This is a genomic window from Enterocloster sp. 210928-DFI.2.20 (genome assembly GCF_020554465.1).
In the GTDB taxonomy this organism is placed as follows: Bacteria; Bacillota; Clostridia; order Lachnospirales; family Lachnospiraceae; genus Enterocloster; species Enterocloster bolteae.
The window spans coordinates 34,155-57,779 of sequence record NZ_JAJCHK010000038.1 but is presented as its reverse complement, the minus strand read 5'-3'; the positions used below and the strand labels follow the sequence as shown (position 1 = coordinate 57,779).

Below are 23,625 nucleotides of genomic sequence, written 5' to 3'. Positions count from 1 at the left end.
AAGGAATCTGAAAGCCTTATATTTACTGGCTTAGAGATTCCGAGAGATTATTATTCAGGAAGGGTGGATGCCAACGCGTTCATTTCCTGACGGAGACGCTCCACATGTCCGGAAGCAAGGTTTAACTGCTGGATGCTTTGCTGGATCAACAGCTTATAGGTCTTCTCCTTTGGAAAGACGGCAACCAATTCCTTTGAGGCATTGAACAGTTTTTCGGGCTTGTCCTGTTGGAAGATGTAGTGGTGCTTCTTGCAGAAAGCCTTGTAGCGCTCCGTAAAGGTTTTTAAGCCAATCTTGCGGACACAGTCCACATGCCAGAAAGAATAAGCATAATCAACCCATTTTTCGCTTCCGTCCTCACGTGTCGGGCTGTCAAAGAGTTTGTTAACACCGGGATAAGTATTATCCAACAGGGCAATCAGGTTTGCTTTTGCGGCAACCTTCTGCTTCATAAAAAAGCTGAATTGAGAGTTTAAAGTTTTTAACTGAGTACGTGTATCGTCCATATCTGAATATTGGCGCAGTTCTGCCCAGTTGTCAAGAGTATAGCGTGCAATCTTGCGGGCATCTGCCGGGTCAGATTTGACCTTGCGCAGGGAGTTGTTGCCGAAGTTTTTGATTAGGTGAGGATTCACAACGGAAACGAATAATCCGGCTTCGTACAGAACCTTAAGCATGGGCTCATGGTATCTGCCCGTACATTCCATAACGATTTTGGATGGGCCCTCTAATGAACCAAGGTAATCTGCAAGTTCATTGAGGTTCTGGGATGTATGGGAAACATCGAAAGGTTTGCGGATTACAGTGCCGCCGGGTTGCAGAACTGCGATGGTGCTCTTGCCTTTTGAGACATCAATCCCTACTGCGTTGTACATTCTACGTACCTCCAAAAGTGAATTTGCATGGATTCCAGCATTCCTCATTGCCGATTCAATCTCCTGGGGTATCAAACGAACGTGGTGTGGTAGTTCAACCTGCATAAATCGAACGGCTGCAATGACAGGCTGGCTGACTGGCTTTCTAACGGACGCTAATGGTCCAAGGAGAACTCTGTCAGACCGATGCCTAATCATTATACAGCTTAAACAATGAGAGGATTAAGTCCCAACTGGCTGTTGGGTACTGAAACCATACACTTATATATTAGGAGGAGAGTATCTATGTTTGGGGTATACAAAAAACTGCTATATTATGTACCAAAGCAGCGACCTTTGGCCTATTTTGCAATCGGCCTGACGGTGGTATCCACATTGCTCAATGTAGGCGCTTATTACTACCTCTATGAGTTTTTGAAACGATTGGTGGTAGACGAAGATATGGGGCATGCTCAATATAATGCGTTCCTGATTGCAGGGCTGTTGATTGGCGGTTCGCTCTTGTATTTTGCGGCCGTGCTTTTGACGCATATGTTGGGCTTCCGGCTGGAGACCAACTTGCGCAAGCGTGGGATTGACGGCCTGACCAATGCCAGCTTCCGCTACTTTGATCTGAACTCATCGGGAAAGACACGTAAACTCATTGATGACAACGCCGCCCAAACGCATTCTATTGTAGCCCATTTGATTCCTGACAATGCCGGAGCAATTCTGACACCGTTTTTGGCGCTTGTGGTGGGCTTTTTGATCAGTCTGCGGGTAGGCATCGTTCTATTGGTTCTGTTCCTACTGAGTGGCGTACTCCTTGTCCTGATGACCGGGGAAAAGAAGTTTATGGAAATCTACCAAAAGGCGCTGGAGACAATGAGCAGCGAGACCGTGGAGTACATACGCGGGATACAGGTACTCAAGATTTTTGGCATAGACGCTACATCTTTCAAGACGCTGCATCGGGCAATCACGGATTATGCACGGCATGCCTTGAACTATTCCATGAGCTGCCGAAGGCCATATGTGTTATTCCAGCTGATTCTATTCGGCTTTATTGCCATACTCGTTTCAGTGGCAGCCTTAACGCTGAATCGAATTCAAGACCCGGCTGTGTTGGCGGTGGAGCTCATTATGACGTTATTCCTGGGCGGAGTCCTGTTTACCGCCTTTATGAAAGTGATGTATGTAGGTATGTATGCATTCATGGGAACTTCGGCGGTTGAGAAACTGGAGCAGGTGTTTTCAGATATGCAAAAGGATCGGCTTATATTTGGAAACAAGAGCACATTCAAAAACTATGACATTGAATTTGAACGGGTATGCTTTGGGTATACAGACCAGATGGTGCTGGAGGATGTTAGCTTCACTCTGAAAGAAGGAAGGAGTTATGCTCTGGTGGGATCTTCTGGAGGAGGAAAGTCCACGATTGCCAAATTGATTTCTGGTTTTTACAAAGTGGATGGAGGAGCGGTCAAGATTGGGGGAGAGTCCATCGAAGCCTATACAGAGGACGCCTTAATCCGCAATATCGCCTTTGTGTTCCAGAATGTCCGTTTGTTTCGCATCAGTATTTACGAGAATGTCCGTCTGGCGAACCCAGACGCTCAAAGAACGGAGGTCATGGAAGCGCTGTATCAGGCAGGTTGTGACAGCATTCTGGATAAGTTCAAAGATCGGGAAAATACGGTGATTGGCTCCAAAGGCGTATACCTGTCGGGCGGTGAGAAGCAGCGGATTGCAATCGCACGGGCAATGCTAAAGAATGCGAAGATCGTGATCCTTGACGAGGCCAGCGCGGCAATCGATCCGGAGAATGAGCATGAGCTGCAAAAGGCGTTTGCTCACTTAATGAAGGGAAAGACTGTCATGATGATTGCACATCGGCTGTCCAGCATTCGAAATGTGGATGAAATTCTGGTTTTGGAGGACGGGAAAATAGTAGAGCGAGGAACGGACGCGGCGTTGATGGCGACCGATACCAAGTACAGAGAATATCAAACGCTCTATGAACAGGCAAATGAATGGAGGGTTGTAAGATGAGAGAACTGTTTAAAAAGCATTTTGCCCTGACCGACAAGGGGGCCAAAGATTTGCAAAAGGCCAGCGCGGCCTCCTTCTTTGCCTATGTGATTAACTTTTTCCCCGCAATGCTGCTGCTTCTCCTGGTGGATGAGTTGCTGTTGAACAATGTCAAGGAAACAGGGCTGTATTTGTGGGGATCTATCCTGGTTCTGGCTGTGATGTGGATTCTGCTCCGAATTGAATATGATGCACTGTATAACACCACTTACCAGGAGAGCGCGAATCTTCGCACGGAGATTGCAGATATTCTGACCAAGTTGCCCTTATCTTACTTTTCCAGGCATGACCTTTCGGATCTGGCGCAAACCATCATGGCGGATGTGGCAGCTATTGAGCATGCTATGAGTCACGCTATGGCAAAGGCAGTGGGATTCCTGTTCTTTTTTCCGTTGCTTTCGGTTCTGCTGCTCCTTGGCAATGTTAAATTGGGGCTTGCTATCATTCTGCCGATTCTGCTTGGATTCGGGCTTCTTTTATTGTCGAAAAACCTTCAGATTCGGGAGTCATTCAAACATTATCAAAAGCTCCGGGACAACTCTGAGAGTTTTCAGGAGGCCATTGAAAATCAGCAGGAAATCAAGAGCTTTGGCTTGACTCAGAAGATCCGGCAGACTCTTTATCAAAAGATGGAAGAAAGTGAGAAAATCCATCTTCGTGCAGAGATTTCAGCGGGTATTCCTATGTTGTGCTCGAATGTCATTCTGCAATTTGCCTTTGTTCTTGTAATCCTCATAGGCGTCCAAATGCTGCATACAGGAGAGATCAATATCCTGTACTTTCTGGGATATGTACTGGCCTCCATTAAGGTGAGGGAGAGCGTAGAAGCGGTCAGCATGAATGTGGCAGAGCTGTATTATCTGGATTCCATGTGCAAACGTATCCGGGAGATTCGGGAGACAAAGATACAGCAGGGCAAGGATCAGACAATCTCAAGTTATGATATTGAATTTGATCAGGTGTCTTTTTCTTACGATAAGGATACAGAAGTGCTCAAGAATATCAGTTTCGCCGCGAAGCAAAACGAAGTGACTGCCTTAGTGGGGGTGTCTGGCTGCGGGAAAACCAGTATCCTGCGTCTGATGTCAAGACTTTATGATTATGACAGCGGAAGCATCCGGATCGGCGGGCTGGATATCAAAGAAATCTCTACAAAATCCTTGTTTGAAAAGATAGCCATCGTCTTCCAGGATGTAACGTTGTTTAATGCATCTGTTCTGGAAAATATCCGCATTGGGAAAAAGACGGCCACAGACGAGGAGGTCATTCAGGCGGCACGATTGGCCAACTGCGAAGAATTTATTCGGAGGCTTCCGGAAGGGTACAAAACGATGATTGGAGAAAACGGAGCAACACTCTCCGGAGGAGAACGCCAACGGCTATCCATCGCCAGAGCCTTTTTGAAAGATTCACCTATTATCATTCTGGATGAAATTGCAGCCTCTTTGGATGTGGAAAACGAAAAAAAGATCCAGGACAGCTTGAACCGCCTCATTCTGGATAAGACCGTTGTCATTATTTCCCACCGTCTCAAATCCGTTGAAAATGCAGATAAAATCGTGGTGATCGACTGCGGCAGAGTGGAGGCGTCCGGTACTCATCTTGAACTGCTCAAAACTTCTCCAACCTATAACAATTTGGTGGAGAAAGCAAAACTGACGGAAGAATTCCAATATTAGCGTAAAGGGGACGGGGTGACTGTTTTTGAACACGATGCTTATTAGTATTTAGTTCGTTGTGGATACCATCTGCATAGTGAATGGTTTTCTAAACAGGGTGCTGTCCGTTAAAATTCTCATGTTCCTCAGTACTCCGGTTTACATGCGGATGGTTAGCAGGGAAAATAAAAGATTTGTCCTTCTGACCTATAATACTATCCTTGGTCCCTGCTTCTTTATGTTTGGCAACTGGTTTATTGCCCCGTATTGTATGTTTATCGGGTTACTCAGTGAAACATTTTATGGAAACAGAGACATTGTCATAATACCAAGAAATTTGATGCAACCTTTGTAGGAGGAGCGAGTAGAGAAGATGCGGTTGCTATTAAAGAATATGGGGCTGTACGAATATCACATTGTACATCTGGCTATTTTGTCTGACGCATTGAAAGTGGCTAGTAGCAGTGAAAAACTGTGCTCATACATGCTCCGAGGGTTATGGAAGAGCGCTGTAAATATTGTTTTTCATTCTGAGAGGGAAGAAAACATATCAAACAAAGAGTTAAAACCAATACAGAAAGAGGTGTTTCCATGGATATTGTGTTATGGCGTATGAGAATCAAAGATGGCAAGGAAGAAAGAGCCCAGGAGTGGATTGCTTTTCTTCAAGAACATCAGGAGGAAGGAAATAAAACACTAAAAAATGAAAAAGAGCATTTGGAGATTTATTTTTTTAATCAAGAAAATGGGGCCGCATATGCCTATATGTTTGTATTGGCCGATGACTTGGACTATGCCGCCAAGATTGCAGAAAACAGCGGCAATCCATTGGATGCAAAACACATGGAATACATGAGCGTTTGTGTCGATTTGGAGGATTGTACACAATTGAGTCCTGTCTTGGCTTTGGGAGATTTTTCTGTGTTTCATTCGAAAAAATGATAAAAACAACGGATCATCCTTTTTTGCGATGGTCCGTTGTTTGATTATGTGCAAAAGCTACTACGGTGATTGATGCGAAAATATCATTTAGAAGAGTTTATACCGTTGCCAGATATCCTCAGAAAAATAAATACACTTTACTCTTTGGAACATTGTAAAAGACCTTTCAATTGCAGTTGAAGTCTGGAGATAGCATACCCATAATAATTCAAAAAACAGTCAACAAGTTTAGCGCTCAACTTGTTTGACTCATTTTGGAGTATAGGTTATGACAACTACTCATAACAAACGTGTTCTTATGCAGGAACAGATAAAACTTATTAATGAATGTCGCACTGACTGGTGTCATAAAAAAGGCATTGCGCTAAGTACTTTTTACAATTGGGTTAGCAAATGCTGTAAAGAATCCACTGATATTCTGGAACCTAATTATGGTCATCATGAGACTCCTCTGCCTAAACAGGATGTAGCCTTGATATAGTTTCGGATGCAGTTCTGGAATCGGCTGCAGCATTTCAGTAGCAGACTCCATTGAACTTTGACAATTCACATATGATCGAGGTTATTGTAAATGGTATTATAATCTGGCTCACGAATAATACAGATCCCATTCTCCTTACACATACAATCAAGTTACTGAGGATGCTGCCGTGTTAGGAGATATCTACGGTCTGGAAAGATCTACATTGTCTGTGTCTGCATCGACATGATGAAGTCCATTGATGGTTTCTGCGTTATTGTGCAAGAGCACAGAAACTTGGATACAAAAAAGAGAATTGTGCTGTTCTTGGCAACCTAATATAATGTTTGGAAAATCGCATTTTTGTGAGGACCTTCTCGTAGTACGGTATTTTCTGCTACCACGTCTTCGTACCTTTGGGCTATGAAACAATCGGTAAATAAAAAAGCAATTGCCAACATGATTGATGGAAATATCCATATATCAGACATAAGAGACTTGAGAGCACAGAGAATGAGCGCTGTGTTTGTCAATGACAGAGCTAACATAGTAAATAAATAAACTTCAAAGAATCATACAATTGTTGCCAACCACATATAAGCAAAACTACTCGCCAGTATAAGTAAGGAGTTTTTATTGCTGCTCTGGTTTGTATATTTTGCGTTGCTGAAATCAATAAAAGTAAGCAATTTTTATATAATCTGACAACATGATAATTTCCCTTATAGAGATGCCACGTTCTTAAATGTTGCTATCCCGAGTTTTTTGGACGGTTCCAGGATTGTTTTGTAGAATTCATTCGTGCGCCGATATATTAGATATTTGGTCAAAAACGAAATTAGGTATTGACATTTTTGGATGGAAGTGGTAAAGTCAAAAAAGTTAGTATAGACTAACTTATGGGGGTTATATTTCGTATTCCAAGTGAGAGACTTTTTTAACAGAATGGTTAGCTTAAACTAACCATTTGATTGACAGAAGGAGGACTATAGATGAAAACAAGAGTATTATCTCTGTTATTGGCGTGTGTACTGGGATTATCTCTGTGTGCCTGCTCCGGTGGAGGACAGATGGAAACTTCGATAGCAGAGGATTTGTTCACTCAGACAATTGATAAAGAGGATAGATCCGTGCAAGAGAGTGATAAAATTGTGATCACTGATCAGCTGGGACGCACCATTGAATTTGATGAACCACCCCAGAGGCTGGCTACAACAATCATGCCATTCCCTTATATCTTCTACGCTGTAATGGGGAATAATGATTACATGGTCGGTTGTAATCCTTCTTCCGTGATTGCCTACGAAGATAGTACGCTGCGGCATATGTATCCTACTATGGCTAAGGTTGACACAAGTTGGGTGGACACAAGCTTCGTAGTCAATATAGAGGAGTTACTGAAGCTGGAACCCGATGTGGTTTTTCAGTGGAACTATATGACCGAAGAGATCGAAAAGATGGAAAACGCAGGTCTGAAGGTCATTGCACTCCAATATGGCACTATGGACGATTTGGAAACTTGGATTCGCATTATTTCCTCTCTGTATCAGCAGGAAGAACGCGGAGAAGAGTTGATCGATTATTTCTATGCTCAGGTGGCGGAGGTAAGTGATAGAGTTGCCACTCTGAACACTTCTGAATTCAGAAGCATCCTACAGCTTTCCGACAATCTGAAGGTTGCTGGTCAGGGATTCGGCTACTACTTATGGGACAACAGCGGTGCCATCAATCCTGCGGCAGACCTGTCTGGCGAAGAGCTGAATGTTGATATGGAGCAGATCTATTTGTGGAACCCTGAGATCATATATATCGGTAACTTCACCGATCTGCAGCCCTCCGACTTGTTGGAAAACAAGCTGGAAGGTCAGGACTGGTCCCTTGTTCGGGCTGTCAAGGAAGGCGAGGTCTATAAAATTCCTATCGGTGGATACCGCTGGGATCCCCCTGGAGTTGAAACCCCTCTGACGATCAAATGGATGGCCAAAATCCAGCATCCTGAGCTTTTTGCCGATATGGATATGGAGACCGAACTGCGTGACTTTTATCAGGAGATGTACGGATTCACGCTGACAGATGAGATGGTGGTTGAGATTTTGGGTGATACTCAGAATTAAATAAAACTTACTTAAACTTTATGCGGGGAAGTGTGAATTTATGAGAAAGATTGCGTTTTACGGAAAAGGCGGTATTGGGAAGTCCACCCTAACCTCATCCATTGCCGCGGCGATTGCAGGAATGGACAAACGGGTCATGCAGATAGGCTGCGATCCCAAAGCGGACTCCACTTTAAATTTGAGAGCAGGTCAGGAACTTACCTCGGTAATGGACGTGCTGCAGGCATACGGCGGACTTTGCCCCAGTCTTGATGCGATTTCTGTCAAGGGGTATCGGGGGATCGTCTGCGTGGAAGCCGGTGGCCCCACGCCTGGAAGTGGTTGTGCTGGTCGCGGCATTATCAAGACCTTTGATACTCTGGACGATTTTAATGCATTTCAGGTTTATGCCCCGGAATATGTGTTCTTCGATGTGCTTGGCGATGTGGTATGCGGTGGGTTTGCAGTTCCCATTCGACAGGGATATGCTGATGAGGTGGTGATTGTGACCTCTGGCGAGAAAATGGCGCTATATGCTGCCGCCAATATCAAGAAGGCCTTGGACAACTTCCAGGAACGCGGTTATGCTAAGCTCCGCGGAATTGTTCTTAACTGTCGAAATGTCCCCGATGAGGTTGCCATCGTTGAGGATTTTGTGCAGCGGATTGGAACAGAGATTATTGGTGTTGTCCCGAGAGATTCAGACATTCAGAGAGCCGAGGAGCAAAACATGACCGTGGTCCAGATGGATTCTGAACTTCCTGTTTCTCAAACCATCATCGACATCGCCAAACGCATTATGGTACCTGTAGAGGAACAGAAGGAAGGTGCTGTATGAAAAAAGAACTATATCACCTGACAATCGCGAATCTTGACCCTGCCGCGCCGGAATTGGGCACTAAAGGCAAAGTGGTCAGTGGACCCTGCCTTCATTACAGCGCACCCAGTGCGGGAGGATGGGGAATTGTCCGAACCGCGATGCTGGTACCGGAAAGTGTATTGTTGTTCGTGGCACCGCATGGTTGTGGCCGACATGGCTCCGTTTCCAGCGTACAGCTGGGATTGCGCAGCCGCATTCGTTACATGGATATTACCGAGGAAGATTTGGTCTTGGGTAGCCATATGGACCGCATTCCTGCTGTTGTAGAAGACATTCTGAGTTGTCTACCGAAGCGTCCTCCTGCATTCTTTATCTGTGCCTCCTGTATCGATGATTTATTGGCCTCTGATTACAAAAATCTGTGTTTCCGTCTAACTGAACGGTATGGGTTGCCCTTTGTGGATTGCCACATGAATCCCATCACAGCCAATAGCAGTATGCCACCAGCTCTGAATATACAGCGCAGTCTTTATGATTTTCTCTGTAAGGAGAAGAATACGCGTGTTCCGAAAGACACGCTCAATGTGGTTGGACACTTTTCACCTATTAATCCGAACAGTGAGTTTTTCTCCCTGATGAATGAGGCGGGGTTCGAAAAGGTGCTTCAGCTCAGCGCTTGCCAGACCTTTGAGCAGTTTATGGAAATGCGACACAGCAGTCACAATTTGCTCATCAAGCCCTTTGGTCGGGTCGCCTGCCAGGAGATGGAGCGTCATCTGGGTATTCCCTGGCATAAAGAGTTCATCCGCTACCATCCGGAAGGGATCCGCCGTGGCTATGAAGGGCTGGAGACCTTCCTGGAACGAAAAGTTTCCTGGCAGTCCTGCTACGAGAGTTGCATGGATAGTATCTCTCAGTGGCGGAGGCGTTTGAAAGGCTTGCGGGTAGGCGTTGGAATTGGAGTTAACGGCTCTCCCTTTGAAATCGCCATGGCACTGGCTCTATGTGGAGTGGAGATCAGCTTCCTGCTCAGTGATGCTATTATGGAATATGAATGGGAATCGATCGCTCAGTTGAAGCAGAGTTTTCCCGATGTGCCAGTATATACCAGCTATCATCCGAGTATGTCTATGGCGGAAGCTGTCCCGGAAGAAGCCGATGTTACAATTGGTTTTTCCGCCTCCTATGTGTGCCCGTCTTCAAAATTGTTTACATTGGACGCTGATGACCAACACTACGGTTTTGAGGCGTTTACTGCCCTCCTCCAGGGCGTGAAGGATGCTTTGAACAGTGATATTTCTGCCCGGGCTTTGCTCTACACCAAGGGACTTGTGGTGTAAAGCCATTTGTTTTCATAAACAATTGTTAGGAGGTTCTCTATGCGAGGTTTTTATTCGATTTTACCCACGCTGTCTCCGGATTTTTCTGGCGTATGTAGCACTCTGTTTGAATTGGGTGGTATTTTAGCTATCCATGATGCGGGTGGATGCACAGGCACTTACACTGGTTATGATGAACCTCGATGGTTTGACCAGCGCAGCCGGGTGTTTACATCTAATTTAGATGACGCCGAGGCAGTATTCGGAGATGATAGCATCTTTTTAAATAAACTTCTTTCTGCAGATGAATGGTTGGACAGCAAGTTTTTTGCACTGCTAGGTAGTCCTTCTCCTGCCGTGCTAGGAACGGATTATCGTGCTCTTGCCAAATTGGTTGAAAACAGAACAGGCAAGAAAGCAATGAGTTTTCCTACCAAAGGGACGGATTTTTACGATCGCGGCGTTTCAATGGCGCTTTTGAGGTTGGCTAAAACCTTTTTGCCTGAACACCGGACAGACGTGCTTCCTCGCTCGGTAAATCTCATTGGAGCCACTCCTTTGGACTTGACCCATCAGCGGAATGTGGATGTCCTTCGCAAGGTTTTGGAAGATGCAGGATTCACTGTTTGCTCTGTATGGGCTATGGGTAGCACTTTGGAGGAGATTAGCGGCAGTGTAAGCGCGGCCTGCAACATTGCTCTTACGGTTTCAGCCTTGCCCGTCTGCCGATACTTGGAGAGCAAGTATGCAATGTCCTGGCTGGCGGGAAGTTTCTCTGGCCGGAAACCCTTGCAACGGTTCCTGATTCAGTTAGAAAATCTCCTATCCGAGGTTCCTGTTCAGGAAGCAGAGGAGAAGACTGTTGAAAAATATGAAGGGCTTTGTGCATTGGTCATCGGTGAACAGCTTATGGCAAACAGTGTGCGGGAATCCCTAGAACTGGATAGAGAATTTACTTCCGTGGACGTTTGCACCCTGTTTGACGCAGACCAGCAGCTGATGCGTTCTGGAGATCAGGCTCATATCAGCGAAGCGCAGCTTGAAGAAAGAATTCGTTCTGGGCGCTATGATTTGGTTATCGGTGATGGCTTTTTCCGAGAATTGGATTGGGTCGACAGCCCCACCGGTTATGTGGAACTTCCTCATGTCGCAGTCTCCAGTCGCCTTGGATGGACCAGTCAGGTCTGCCCCTTTGGTGATAAGTTCCTGGAACTGCTGGATGCCGCTTTACAGGAGGGCGTGTGATGAGAAGTGCGCAACTGAGTCGAGCGAAACAATGTGCTATGGTATTGCTGTTGGCGATGGCATTGACCGGCGTGTTTCTGATTTTGTTATGTGTGGGGCGCTATTCGGTGCCTCCTTTGGAAGCCTTCCGAATTATGGGAGTAGCCCTCTTTCGGGATGGACAGGCATTGGAGGCGTTGAAGGCGGAGAATCCTTTTGGGGTTAGTGTTATTCTGGGCTCACGCCTTCCACGTCTGTTGATGGGGATGATTGTTGGCGCGGGGCTTTCTGTGGCGGGAGCTACATATCAGGCTATTTTCGGGAATCCGCTGGTTAGCCCGGACATTCTGGGGGTCTCCTCCGGCGCGGGTTTTGGAGCTTCTTTAGGTATTCTCCTGTCTACCAGCACCCTCATTATTCAGGGCTCCGCTTTAACGTTTGGACTGCTGGCTGTACTTATGGTTTTTCTGGTTTCAAAAGTAAATGGTCGGACGGAGTTGTTTACTCTGGTACTCTCGGGTGTTATTATTCAGGCATTGTTTGACGCACTGGTTTCCCTTATTAAATATGTTTCGGATCCCCAGGAAAAATTGCCAGCCATTACAGTTTGGTTGATGGGAAGTCTGGCCAGTTCTTCTTATAAAGATATCATCGTTTCGTGCGTGATCATCCTGCCCTGCATTGCAGTCCTTCTGACGCTGCGCTGGAAAATGAATCTTCTGTCTTTGGATGAAGAAGAGGCTCGTTCGTTGGGGGTCAACGTTCATCGTCTGCGCTCTGTTGTTATCGTGCTTTCCACACTGATGACCGGTGTGACGGTTTCTCTGTGCGGTGTGATCGGATGGATCGGTTTGGTTATTCCTCATGTTGGACGGATGCTTGTTGGCAATGACCATCGTGCATTATTGCCAGCCAGCGCGCTTCTTGGTGCACTCTACCTGCTATTGATTGACACTATTGCCCGTACTGCCACCGCGGCGGAGATCCCGCTTTCCATTCTAACCGCGATCATTGGAGCGCCTTTTTTTGCGTGGATGCTACGAAAGACTTCAGGAGGTTCCACATGATTTTAGAGGTAAAAAACGGTTGCTTTTCTTACAACAGCCGGTCTATATTGTCCGATATCTCCTTCGAGCTGGAAGAGCATAAGGTCATGACGGTTCTGGGCCCAAACGGAGTTGGAAAAACCACGTTGCTCAAATGCATTATGGACTTTCTCCATTGGAAGCAAGGGGAAACCTTTATTGCGGGCCAACCCCTGCGGACTTATAAAGAAAAGGAACTTTGGCAAGTGCTCAGCTATGTACCGCAGGCGAAGCGGAGCGTGTTTTCTTACCGTGTGCTCGACATGGTGGTAATGGGCCTGAACGCGAGCCAAAACTTTTTTAAGGTTCCTGATCAATCGCAGTACGATCAGGCAGAGGAGCTTCTGAACTTGCTAGGGTGTCAGAAACTTATTGACCGATACTGCAATCAGCTCTCGGGAGGAGAGCTTCAGATGGTGATGATCGCCAGAGCGCTAATTTCCAGACCTCAGCTTTTGGTGTTAGATGAGCCGGAATCGAATCTGGACATGAAAAACCAACTTCGCATTCTGGATGCCATTGAGCGTGCTTCGCGTGAAATGAACACCGCTTGCCTGATCAACACGCATTTTCCAAATCATGCCCTTAATATATCGGATCAGACTCTAATGCTGGGACTGGGACAGAAAAAACTGTTTGGTGCGACAAAGGATTTGCTTAACGAGGAAAATATTGAGCGATTCTTTTCTGTACGTTCCAAAATTGTTTCTTTTCAAGCAGATGGCCAGGAACACCAGACCATTTTTCCTTACCGTATTGCTTCTCACAGCAGAGGAGGTGGAATAACATGATTCCGTTTAGCTATGATTTTATGCAACCAATGTATCCGCTCCTGATACAGCAATTTCTGGACGATTACAATCTGTCTGCCGGTGTGGCTTTAGATATTGGAACAGGACCTGGAAATCTGGCGGTTGAGCTGGCAAAAGTAACAGCAATGGACCTGATTTTGGTGGACATTGACGGCGAAGCGCTTCGGACCGCACAGAGCCGCCTGTTTGAATTGGGGGTGGATAACCGAATTTCTACCCTGTGCGCTGATGTGGAAAAACTGCCTTTACGGGATAATCTGGCGGATTTTATCATGTGTCGTGGTTCTATCGGCTTTTGGCCGGTTCCCGTTCAGGGAATAACTGAAATTTATCGGGTACTGAAGCCTGGTGGATGTGCCATTGTGGGCGTGGGTGCCGGACGGTATATGCCGGAAACCATGCGCCGCAGGATCTATGAGTCCATGTCTGCTTCAGATAGAACAACTTCCCCCCGCCAATATACTCTTGAAGATTACGATGCCTTTGCCCGTCAGGCCATGCTGTCGGATTACCGCGTCATTATCGAGGATGATATATCCAAAGGATGTTGGTTGGAAGTAAAAAAATAGAAAACTCCATCGTTTCAGGAGCACTGCCCGACACCGATGGAGTTTTTTGTTTTTTTTACGAGATAGGAGAGGTTGTATCAAATATCCGCGCTTATGTTCGTCAGGATAAGTGGGAACGCGCGATGGATAAATTTGTGATGACCAGTGCTGAAGATTGGCAACAAGATAAGAATACTACAGGATGCATATCTGTACCGTTAGTGTCTGCTATCAAGGTATCCAAAATTATAGAAAGCTCCGTTAGCTATGCTCACACTAAACAGTAATGTTTTGACTCCTCGTAAAATTGCTTGGAACGGTTGTTTTGTGATTCATTCCCGTAGCGCCGAAGCCACAATTAGCAAGTTCAGAAAAGAGGGAAGACAATGACCAAAGTGGTGCAGATGACTCCAGCTAATCCTGTTAATGACCACTTATATATCTGGCAATATTGATCATAATGGGGACGGGAGAGTTTGGCTGAGCACGATCAAATCTATTAACACAGCCTCACTGAACTATCCGTTTCCCATGATCACGTCAGTATGCTCCTTTAAAGGCAAACACTCCGATTTTTAAAATTGCACGAATAGTTTCCAATAAATCATATTCTGGGGAAGCTCTGATGTTCATTTTACTTCAAAACGTTATGGCATGAAAATTGATGGAGCTGCATATGTAACGGTGGCTTCGCAGATCGCGTATGCAATGGCTTCTCTTTGGTATTTTAAGCGAAAAAATAAGAATTAATGCAATTCGCATTGAAAAAACGCTTTTCTCGGGAATCATTTGGAGTAGGTTTTTCTACGATGCTGATGCAGGTGACGATACTGGTACAGCAAACTGTACTTTATAATCTTGCGGCGCAGCATGGCGGAGATACATGGCAGATTATACTCGGCGTGGCATACCGGGTAGTGCCTTTTGCATTTATTCCTTTATAGGACTTTCTCAGGTATATCAGCCAGCGTTCGGAACCAATTACAATACAAAACAGTGCGACAGGGTAAAGGATATTACGAAAGTATTTGCAATCACAGCAATTTTATTAGTGTTTATTTGCTAACTGACGATTATGTTAGTACCGAAGACAATTCTCTCTCTGTTTATTACAACGCCGTCCGTAGTGGAACTGGGAGTAAGAGATTTCCGTCTGTTTCTACTGTAATATATTTTGTTGGGAGTCTGAACTGTGATTCTGCCTCTGATGCAGTCTCTTGGCAGAGCTACGCGAGTGTTCTGGTTATTTTTCGCCAGATAGCCATCTACAACCTGCGGCCTATCATCATGCCTTATATTGCCGGATTTGGTGTATATAGCGTATTTGCCATTTCGCTTATTATTGATATGACAGTTTTTATTGTTGTGGATGGTATGATGCTAACTGAATTTAGAAGAATGGATGTTTTAAAATCTATTGGAAGATAAAAAAATTTATGGAATCATTTATACAACGTTACGAATTTTTATGGTCGAAACAAGTACATAAAAAGGAGGATTATTTTATGTGTGGAATAAAAGGTTTTAGATGATTTGGAGAGCAAGTGTAGTGCTGGTTTGGTCAATAGACAAGGAGTATTATCCCATAATAGTAGGGAAGGTTATACTGCTTTTCTTGATAATTACCAGGTTGCTCTACAAAAATTATTTTTATTTGTGAAGACATTGGTATGAGTAAAAAGGTTGATATATACATAATTTTGAGATTTTATACATTTATATATTGCGCAACAAAGATTATTATTAAATATAATGATTTATAAGTGCCTTGCTTAACAAAATACTATTTTAGAACTCCATAGCCAGAGAAAGTTTCTGGGCTGGAATGATTCTAAAATAAAAAATTATAATTACGTATTTGCATTTAGCTTTGGGAATGCAGGATAAAATAATCCGTATAATAACTACAGACTTTATCAAATTTTTAAAAGAGCAATTGTTAAATAAAAGACTATCCTCTACAGGGATAATGAAAGGTACACTACCCTCCAATAACCCATTAGATGGTGAGTAGGCATTAAGAAAAGACTTAAAAAGCTCCGTGATAAAACTAAATTTTTGTTATATGAGGTTGTGGGCCCCTTCACTTTTTCCTTTATAGGAGTGAAGGGGCTTGTTTAGTTCCTGTTGTTCCTTGAAAACTTTATATTCAACGATTTCACTACGTTAGCTGTCTAGCGCAAATACGGCAATTGGTATAGAAAAAAGACTTCTCTGTCAGCTTACAGGAGCTATGGTGTCCTGTTACTCTATTTATATGTGTAGATTGAGACAGAATAATTTAACTACGAAAAGTTATTCTGTTTGTTAAAAAGTAATATGAAAATATAGAATTCGTCATCTTATTATGAAGATTATATAGTAGTTTGCAGAGATGCATTATTTGTTAATATTTAGTCTGAGCGATCGTTATACCGTTATTCAAGTTTTATAAATAATAGATTAGAGTAAAAAACAGGTTTTTAAAATGTTAATGAATGTGATTTTGACATATAAAAGAATCGATAATAAATAGGAAATATAATTAGGTAGGTGGCTTATTTATATAGTAGTTAAAAAAGTTTAATTTGAGCACCTTACCTTATTTGTAATGGTTGGTCATTTTTCATACATTGGATTTAGTAGATAAAAAACATGAACAGGTTTTACTGACATGGTCATAAAGAACAGATCTCCTTGAGTACAGCTGATGTACGGGAAGTTTGATATGTTGGTTTTTCGCTGCTTCTGTTAGATGTAGAGATGTCTAATGTTTGAAAATTGAATGTATTTAAAACAGACAAAAGATAAGAAAAAAAGGCAGGAATCCAGGGCTGATAATTTACTCAATCAGCATTTTCTTTGCATTTTTGTTCAAAATACCAGGTGTCGTTCACCTCCGGATTTGTTCTTCATTTCATATTTTAAGAATTGGAGGACAAGCCCTATGGCGGAAGAAAGGATTTATACCATTATTGTACAGAGAGAACGTGTGGAAGTGAGCCGAGAAGTTTATTATGCCTATCATAAAGCACGTGAGGCGGAACGATATCAGAATCGTGTCATCCGGCAGATCGAGATGTCGCTGGAACGGTTTCAGGAGGAAGGCGTGAGTGCGGAATATCATGTGGTCCGTTCGGCTCCGGGAATTGAGGAGGAAATAATCCGAGCTGAGGATAACCGCAGGCTGTACCAGGCGCTGGATGAACTGAACGTGGAGGAACGGCTGTTAATTGATGCGTTGTTCTTTTCTGGGATTACGGAAGGCGAGCTGGCAGCCCGTCTCGGAGTTACCCAGCAGGCAGTGAGTAAGCGGAAGAAACGGCTTCTGAGAAAGCTCCGTGAAAAAATAGAATAAATTTTTTGTTTTCTGAGGTTGTGAGCCCCTTCACTTTTTCCTTTATAGGAGTGAAGGGGCTTATTCAGTCCCCGTTGTTCCTTGAAAATTTCATATCCAGCGATTACGATACGTTAGCTGTTCAGCGCGAAAGCGAAAGCGGCATAGAAAGATACGCCACGACCACCTGCAGGCTCTCTAGTGTCCTGCCAATCCAATCATATCTAAGGTGCAGAGCGGTTTTTTCTGTTCTGAAAATGGCCCGTGGCCGGGCCATCCCGCCATGACCTGGGCAGCCTATGATGATACTTCCGTCCAGTCACAGCCCCTCTTGACCGAGGGATCACGCAATGAGGACGGCAGCCGGAGATCCCGGCTGGGGCAGCAAAAGAAGCTGTGCCCATGACGGCCTTGCCAGGGCCGGTTGTAATCGACTGCCAGGCTCCGGGGAGGTGTGCCGAATAGGAGCATGATGTATCAAATAAAAATGAAATGAAGAACAAGTACGCTTTTATACTGTGTGGCGGCGGCTGTTTTTTTAACCGCCGCCATCAGATACAGTTTATCGAAACAGTGAGCTTTTGTCAGATTGGCTAAGAATACCATCCATTTTTATTGGATATTGTGATAGCTGTTTTAGGATAATTCAGATATGTTGTGGTATAGAAAGAATAAACCATCAGAGGAGGAAGCAAATCATGAGGGATGGTAACAAAAGGACCATGGCAATGTATATTCGATTTGGGAGAGCAGAATCGTCCAATCACAGCTCTTGCAAACGCGACAGCATCGACTGGAAACAGATGTGGGAGGATTATCGAAAGGAGCAGAAAAAATATCCCTTGAGTAAAGTCCGGCTTTAAAAGAGAACTGGAAAAACTACATAGAGTTTCATCCCCTTGCTAAATACGAGTGAGGGGATTTTTTTGTTTCCAGAAAATTAGGCAGGAGAGGGGAGAATCAAAGTGAATATTTTAAGAGGCGATTTATACTATGCAGACCTGACACCGGTAACCGGCAGCGAACAGGGCGGCGTAAGGCCGGTGCTGATGATCCAGAATGATATGGGGAACCGGTTCAGTCCAACTGTAATTGTAGCGGCCGTAACCAGCAGGCAGGACAAGCATCCGCTGCCGACCCATGTCCCAATCAGTCCCAACCATTGCGGCCTGAAAGAGCACTCCGTTGTACTTCTGGAGCAGATCCGGACCATCGACCATATCCGTCTGCGGGAGTACATAGGACGATTGACGGAAAAGGATATGAAGCAGGTGGATCATGCGCTGCGAATCAGTATCGGCCTTAGCATGACGGAGAATTACGAAGCGGCAAAAGGAGCCAAAACGAAAATATAGATTTAAAGTTCGATTGAACGTTGTAGTCCAGAATAGGAGGGAGAGGAACTTATGAACGAAAAGAAAAAAGCATGGATATATACCCGGATTGATGCGCCGGAGGACCAGTATGGGAGCTTGAAGCGGCAGGACCAGAAGCTAACCGAATATGCCTCACGCATGGGATGGGAGGTAATCGGACATTCCCAGGACACCGGTTCCTGCCGGGATATGAATCGGCCCGGACTCCAGGCATTGACCGATGCGGCATCACAGGGATGTGTGAATATTCTGGTGGTGAGCGGTCCCGACCGCTTGAGCCGCAATGCAAAGGATATCATTGCTTATGCAGAGTTTTTACAGAACTTTGATGTGGAGACTTATTCGCCGGAACAGGGGAAGATTGAAGTGCTTTGCACTTCTGTGTTAAAGGACTCGGCATTAGCGGTACCGGAAGACAGTCCGAATTTATCCATTCATTAGGAGGCAGGCTCATGGGACAGAAAAAAGAAACAAACGAAGTCCGGTATAGTGTAGCCCGGAAACTGTTGAATCTGATGCTGGAAAATGGCTTTATCACAGAGGAGGAATACAAAAAAATCGATGCTTTAAACCGGGAAACATTTTCTCCGGAATTGTCGAAAGTATATGGGTAAAAACACTAGATATATCTGAAAACTTATGGTATTATGTGGTGCTAACAGGAGAACAAAGAAAGGAAGGAGAGAAGCCTATGGCAAAGAAGGTTGTAAAGAAAATTACAAAAATTGAGCCTGTTAGCAACGGTTTCACCGCCAATGCGGTGGAAGTCAAACGTGTCTGCGCCTACTGCCGCGTCAGTACGAACTTGGCGGACCAGAAGAATTCCTTTGAAGCCCAGGTAGACTACTACACCCGGCTGATTGGGGAAAAGGAGGGATGGGTGCTGGCCGGTATCTATGCAGACGAAGGCCGGACCGGTACAAAGCTGTACCGGAGAGATGACTTCCAACAGATGATGGAGGACTGCCGGCAGGGAAAAATTGATTTGATCCTGACAAAGTCTGTGACCCGGTTTGCCAGAAACACGTTGGACAGCATCAAAGCCATCCGGGAACTGAAGGCCCTTGGAATAGGCGTTTATTTTGAGAAGGAGAGGCTCAACACCCTAATGGAAAAGAGCGAGCAGATGATAACCATCTTAAGTTCTATCGCCCAGGGAGAATCCGAGAGCATTTCCACCAATAATAAGTGGTCGGTAGTACGGAGGTTCCGAAAAGGTACATTCATTATAAGCAGCCCACCGTATGGTTATGAGAATAATGAGTACGGAGAGTTGGTTATAAAAAAAGAGGAGGCGGAGATCGTGCGTTGGATTTTTGATGAATACCTGGGAGGGAAAGGATCCTACACCATTGCCGCAGAACTGGAAACAGCAGGGATTCCCACGATCCGTGGAGCAAAGGAATGGCAGGACAGTGTGGTAAAGGGGATTCTTCGGAACTGTGCATATGAAGGGGATCTGCTGCTTCAGAAAACCTATACGACCGATGGAGTCCCATTCATTCGCAAAAACAACCGAGGAGAACTGCCCCAGTATCTGATAGCAGATGACCATGAGGCCATTATTACCAGAGAGGAGGCTGTGGCTATCCGCCAGATTTATGAGTATCGGAGGGAACGGCAGTGTGTGGAGGATACCAGTGTATATCAGAACCGGTATGCATTCAGCAGTCGGATTCTCTGTGGGGAGTGTGGAACAAAATTTCGCAGGCAGAAAATCTACATCGGAAAGCCATATGAAAAAATCCAGTGGTGTTGTTACCAGCATATTAAAGACAGTAAGAAATGCAGCCAGAAGGCAGTCCGTGAGGACGTCATCCAGGCTGCATTTCTTACGCTCTGGAACCGGCTTGCCAGCAACTATGAGGAAATCCTGATCCCCATGCTTGCGGCGCTGAAGGCAATCCAAGGTAACCCAGAGCAGGACCGGGAGATGCAGGAGATAGAACAGAATATCCAGGAACTAAAGCGGCAGGGCTACAGGCTGGGCAGGGTATTAACCGAAGGCAGCATAAGCTCTGCCATTTTTATCGAGAGACAAAACCAGATTGAGGCACAGCTGGAAGCGCACCGGAGGCGGCTGCGGCAGCTGCAGGGGCAGAAAGCCTTTGAATGGGAGATATCCCAGACCGAATATCTGATAAGCGTCTTCCGCAATCGTCCTGCCATTCTGGAGGCATATGACGAGGAGTTGTTCCTGCTGTTGGTAGACCATATCACGGTGCTGCCCGGACGCCGGCTGGTATTCTGGCTGAAGAACGGTCTGGAACTGGAAGAAAATGGACAGGAGGTGAGCGGAGTATGAGACAGCGCCATATGCCGCTGGGGTACCGGATGGCGGGAGGAAAAATAGTAATTGCTCCAGAACAGGCAGAGATTATAAAAGAAATCTTCCAGGAGTATTCAGAAGGAGCTTCCCTGTACCAACTTGCAAGGAAACTCACTGATCTGGGAGCGCTCAATGCAAACCATAAGCCGGTCTGGAACCATGGGACAGTTGGAAAAATCCTGGAGAACCGAAAGTATCTGGGAGACGAATTCTATCCCAAAATAATAGAATCGGAACTGTTCACCCAGGTACAGGAGCGCAGGAAAGAAAAGAGCAGAGAGTTGGGACGCGTCATGCAGCCTAACAGCTTCGGGAATCGCTCTATGTTCGCAGACAGTCTGGTCTGTGGAGTCTGCGGGCAGCCTTACCGCCGATACGTGGAGCACTGCGGACAGCCGGGAGAAAAAATCGTCTGGAAATGTAAGCACTACATAAATGAAAACAAGGTGTGTTGCCGGAATATATTCCTGGTAAACAGCCAGATCATCCAAGCATTTATGGATTTGATGAGAGGGGTGAAGGATGGGAGCTTTCAAACAGAGCCGGAAACCATCGTGCAAGGCCTGCCCTATAGCCGTGAGGCTGCAGAACTGACCAGAAAGCTGCAGGAATTGGAGGAAAAGCCGGAGTATCCATCCGAGGAGATGGTACGGCTGATTTATGAGCGGGCCAGATTACAATACCGAGTGTCCAGAATCCAGGACCAGAATTACCAGACTGAAAAACTGAAAATAGCCCTGGAAGAAAACCCACTCCAAAAAGAATTTAATGGTGAACTTTTTAAGGCAGCAATACATCGGATTACGGTTCACAAGGACAGTCGGTTCGAATTTGAATTAATGAATGGTGTAAAAATCGAGCTTCCTATCAGGGAAGCAGCGGAAGGGAGGAAACCGGATGAGACGAACCAGAACAGCAACCGTTGTAAAGAAAAACATCTCTGTAATTCCAGCAAATCCGGAATACAGCCGGGATACAAGGGCCCAATATAAGCGGCTGCGGGTAGCCGCCTACTGCCGGGTTAGTACCTTGCAGGAACAGCAGGAGACCAGCTATGAAGCACAGGTGAATTATTATACAGAAAAGATCAATAGCAACCCGGAATGGGTGTTTGCAGGAATCTATGCAGATGACGGGAAGAGCGCCACCATGACCCGTAAGCGGAATGACTTTCAAGCAATGATTGATAACTGCATGACGGGGAAAATTGATATGGTGATCACAAAATCCATCAGCCGCTTTGCCAGGAATACGGTAGATTCCCTTACCCATATCCGAAAATTAAAGGCAAAGAATATCGCCGTGTATTTTGAGAAGGAGAATATCAATACCCTGGGTGATGGCGGGGAAATGCTGATTACCATCCTAAGCAGCCAGGCCCAGGAAGAAAGTCGGAATTTGAGTGAAAATGTACACTGGGGATATGTGCGGCAGTTTGAAAACGGAGTGGTGTATGTAAATCACAATAAATTTCTGGGATACACCAAGGATGAAGAAGGAAATCTGATCATTGTGCCGGATGAGGCGAAGCTGGTCCGCAGGATCTTCCGACTATACCTGGAAGGAAACAGCATTAACAAAATTGCAGAGACGCTTACCAAGGAAGGAATCCGGACTGTGACGGGAAACACCGTGTGGCATGCCACAGTGATTTCCAAGATGCTGATGAATGAGAAATACATGGGAGATGCGCTGCTGCAAAAAACCTATACCGTGGATTTCCTGGAGAAAAAAAGAGCGGTCAATAAAGGAATTGTGCCACAGTATTACATCGAAGGAAATCATGAAGCGATTATCCCACGGGAACTGTTCTATCAGGTACAGGAGGAGAGGGCCCGCAGGGCCAATGTCTACCGTCCGGCCAACAAGAAGGGAGCTACCATCCGGGGAAGATATAGCTCCAAGTATGTGTTAGCCGACATCATGTACTGTAAAGAATGTGGACAGCCTTACCGCAGGCAGGTCTGGGTGAACGGAGGGACAAAAAAGCCGGTGTGGCGCTGTTACAGCCGCTTGAAGAGTGGAACCAAAAAGTGCAAACATTCCCCAAGCCTGGAAGAAAAAGCGCTCCATGAGGCGATTATGGAGGCCGTCAACTCCGTAGTAAAGGATGAAGGGGAGTTCATCGATGCCTTCCGAGATAATGTCATCCGGATCCTGGGCAGTTACTCTGACAACGTGGAGCCAACCGAATATGATGAGAAAATCGATTCGCTGCAGAAACAGATGCTGGCCCTAATCGAGGACAGTGCTAAAACGGAAAGCGCCGATGAGGAGTTTGATCGGGCGTACCGTGAGATTGCAGACCAGATCCGGGTCTTCAAGAAAAAGAGGACGGAGTTACTCCGGGAAAAGCAGCTGGCCGAAGCCTACGACCAGAGAGTGGAAGGCATGGGCCAATACATCCGGAAGACCAACTACCTAAAGCGTCAGTTTGACGATGAACTGGTCAGACGGCTGATTAAGGGTATCAAGGTAATCAGCGAAGATAAGATTGAAATTCAGTTCCACTCAGGGATTGTAATGACACAAAGAATTGACGATTATGACTAAGGCCGGCGGCAGAATCAACGGGTTCCTGCCTGCCGGGCTCCTGACAGTGGTAAGAATAAAGTCCCCAGACATCGTGTGATATTTCTATCACAGCTGGGGGTTTTATTGTTGGCATTATAGAGCGGTATAGGAACGATAGAATCGG

General features: G+C 45.4%; 19 protein-coding genes and 1 pseudogene. 19 read left to right on the top strand and 1 reads right to left on the bottom strand.

What is annotated here, in order from left to right; all coding sequences use genetic code 11:
- Positions 1 to 53 precede the first annotated feature (53 nt).
- Positions 54 to 875: pseudogene (locus LI015_RS24010) on the bottom strand (IS110 family transposase); the annotation flags it as partial.
- 285 nt (positions 876 to 1,160) lie between these two features.
- Between LI015_RS24010 and LI015_RS24005 the strand changes: the two are divergent.
- From LI015_RS24005 to LI015_RS23915, 19 genes are all read left to right on the top strand, one after another.
- On the top strand, positions 1,161 to 2,906 hold the full coding sequence (locus LI015_RS24005) for an ABC transporter ATP-binding protein (protein ID WP_002565665.1): 1,746 nt from the start codon (positions 1,161 to 1,163) through the stop codon (positions 2,904 to 2,906).
- Positions 2,903 to 4,624 (top strand): ABC transporter ATP-binding protein, encoded by a 1,722-nt coding sequence (locus LI015_RS24000; protein WP_002565664.1) that lies wholly within the window; start codon positions 2,903 to 2,905, stop codon positions 4,622 to 4,624. Before LI015_RS24005 ends, LI015_RS24000 begins: the two co-directional genes overlap by 4 nt.
- Positions 4,625 to 4,682: 58 nt before the next feature.
- Entirely contained in the window at positions 4,683 to 4,958 is a 276-nt protein-coding gene (locus LI015_RS28890) for an MptD family putative ECF transporter S component (RefSeq protein WP_319638742.1), read from the top strand.
- A 236-nt stretch (positions 4,959 to 5,194) separates the two neighbouring features.
- Positions 5,195 to 5,545 (top strand): DUF6176 family protein, encoded by a 351-nt coding sequence (locus LI015_RS23990; protein WP_002565662.1) that lies wholly within the window; start codon positions 5,195 to 5,197, stop codon positions 5,543 to 5,545.
- A 1,452-nt stretch (positions 5,546 to 6,997) separates the two neighbouring features.
- Complete coding sequence (locus LI015_RS23985) at positions 6,998 to 8,119, top strand: ABC transporter substrate-binding protein (protein WP_002565661.1); 1,122 nt, start codon at positions 6,998 to 7,000, stop codon at positions 8,117 to 8,119.
- A gap of 40 nt (positions 8,120 to 8,159) precedes the next feature.
- Positions 8,160 to 8,936 carry a nucleotide-binding protein gene (locus LI015_RS23980; protein WP_002565660.1) on the top strand — a complete coding sequence of 259 codons (777 nt, stop codon included), beginning with the start codon at positions 8,160 to 8,162 and terminating at the stop codon, positions 8,934 to 8,936.
- Positions 8,933 to 10,258: a nitrogenase component 1 gene (locus LI015_RS23975; protein WP_227126508.1), complete on the top strand. Its 1,326-nt coding sequence runs from the start codon at positions 8,933 to 8,935 to the stop codon at positions 10,256 to 10,258. Before LI015_RS23980 ends, LI015_RS23975 begins: the two co-directional genes overlap by 4 nt.
- Before the next feature lie 39 nt (positions 10,259 to 10,297).
- Positions 10,298 to 11,482 carry a nitrogenase component 1 gene (locus LI015_RS23970; protein WP_002565658.1) on the top strand — a complete coding sequence of 395 codons (1,185 nt, stop codon included), beginning with the start codon at positions 10,298 to 10,300 and terminating at the stop codon, positions 11,480 to 11,482.
- The gene (locus tag LI015_RS23965; RefSeq protein WP_002565657.1) at positions 11,482 to 12,528 is read left to right on the top strand and encodes a FecCD family ABC transporter permease; all 1,047 of its coding nucleotides are present in this window, start codon (positions 11,482 to 11,484) and stop codon (positions 12,526 to 12,528) included. The genes LI015_RS23970 and LI015_RS23965 overlap by 1 nt, the downstream gene beginning before the upstream one ends.
- Positions 12,525 to 13,337, top strand: coding sequence for an ABC transporter ATP-binding protein (locus LI015_RS23960; protein ID WP_002571339.1), 813 nt, complete (start codon positions 12,525 to 12,527; stop codon positions 13,335 to 13,337). The genes LI015_RS23965 and LI015_RS23960 overlap by 4 nt, the downstream gene beginning before the upstream one ends.
- Positions 13,334 to 13,927 carry a class I SAM-dependent methyltransferase gene (locus LI015_RS23955; protein WP_002571338.1) on the top strand — a complete coding sequence of 198 codons (594 nt, stop codon included), beginning with the start codon at positions 13,334 to 13,336 and terminating at the stop codon, positions 13,925 to 13,927. The genes LI015_RS23960 and LI015_RS23955 overlap by 4 nt, the downstream gene beginning before the upstream one ends.
- Positions 13,903 to 14,193, top strand: a complete 291-nt coding sequence (locus LI015_RS23950) for a hypothetical protein (protein ID WP_002571337.1) — start codon at positions 13,903 to 13,905, stop codon at positions 14,191 to 14,193. Before LI015_RS23955 ends, LI015_RS23950 begins: the two co-directional genes overlap by 25 nt.
- 2,639 nt (positions 14,194 to 16,832) lie before the next feature.
- Positions 16,833 to 17,243 (top strand): sigma-70 family RNA polymerase sigma factor, encoded by a 411-nt coding sequence (locus LI015_RS23945; RefSeq protein ID WP_002571334.1) that lies wholly within the window; start codon positions 16,833 to 16,835, stop codon positions 17,241 to 17,243.
- Between the two features lie 944 nt (positions 17,244 to 18,187).
- Positions 18,188 to 18,577, top strand: coding sequence for a type II toxin-antitoxin system PemK/MazF family toxin (locus LI015_RS23940; RefSeq protein ID WP_002571332.1), 390 nt, complete (start codon positions 18,188 to 18,190; stop codon positions 18,575 to 18,577).
- Positions 18,578 to 18,628: 51 nt separating this feature from the next.
- Complete coding sequence (locus tag LI015_RS23935) at positions 18,629 to 19,039, top strand: recombinase family protein (RefSeq protein WP_002571331.1); 411 nt, start codon at positions 18,629 to 18,631, stop codon at positions 19,037 to 19,039.
- Positions 19,040 to 19,050: 11 nt separating this feature from the next.
- The gene (locus LI015_RS23930; RefSeq protein WP_002571330.1) at positions 19,051 to 19,212 is read left to right on the top strand and encodes an SHOCT domain-containing protein; all 162 of its coding nucleotides are present in this window, start codon (positions 19,051 to 19,053) and stop codon (positions 19,210 to 19,212) included.
- A gap of 77 nt (positions 19,213 to 19,289) precedes the next feature.
- Complete coding sequence (locus LI015_RS23925) at positions 19,290 to 20,903, top strand: recombinase family protein (protein ID WP_045091643.1); 1,614 nt, start codon at positions 19,290 to 19,292, stop codon at positions 20,901 to 20,903.
- Complete coding sequence (locus LI015_RS23920) at positions 20,900 to 21,919, top strand: recombinase family protein (protein WP_227126507.1); 1,020 nt, start codon at positions 20,900 to 20,902, stop codon at positions 21,917 to 21,919. Before LI015_RS23925 ends, LI015_RS23920 begins: the two co-directional genes overlap by 4 nt.
- Positions 21,825 to 23,480 (top strand): recombinase family protein, encoded by a 1,656-nt coding sequence (locus LI015_RS23915; protein ID WP_227126506.1) that lies wholly within the window; start codon positions 21,825 to 21,827, stop codon positions 23,478 to 23,480. The genes LI015_RS23920 and LI015_RS23915 overlap by 95 nt, the downstream gene beginning before the upstream one ends.
- The last annotated feature ends 145 nt before the right edge of the window (positions 23,481 to 23,625 follow it).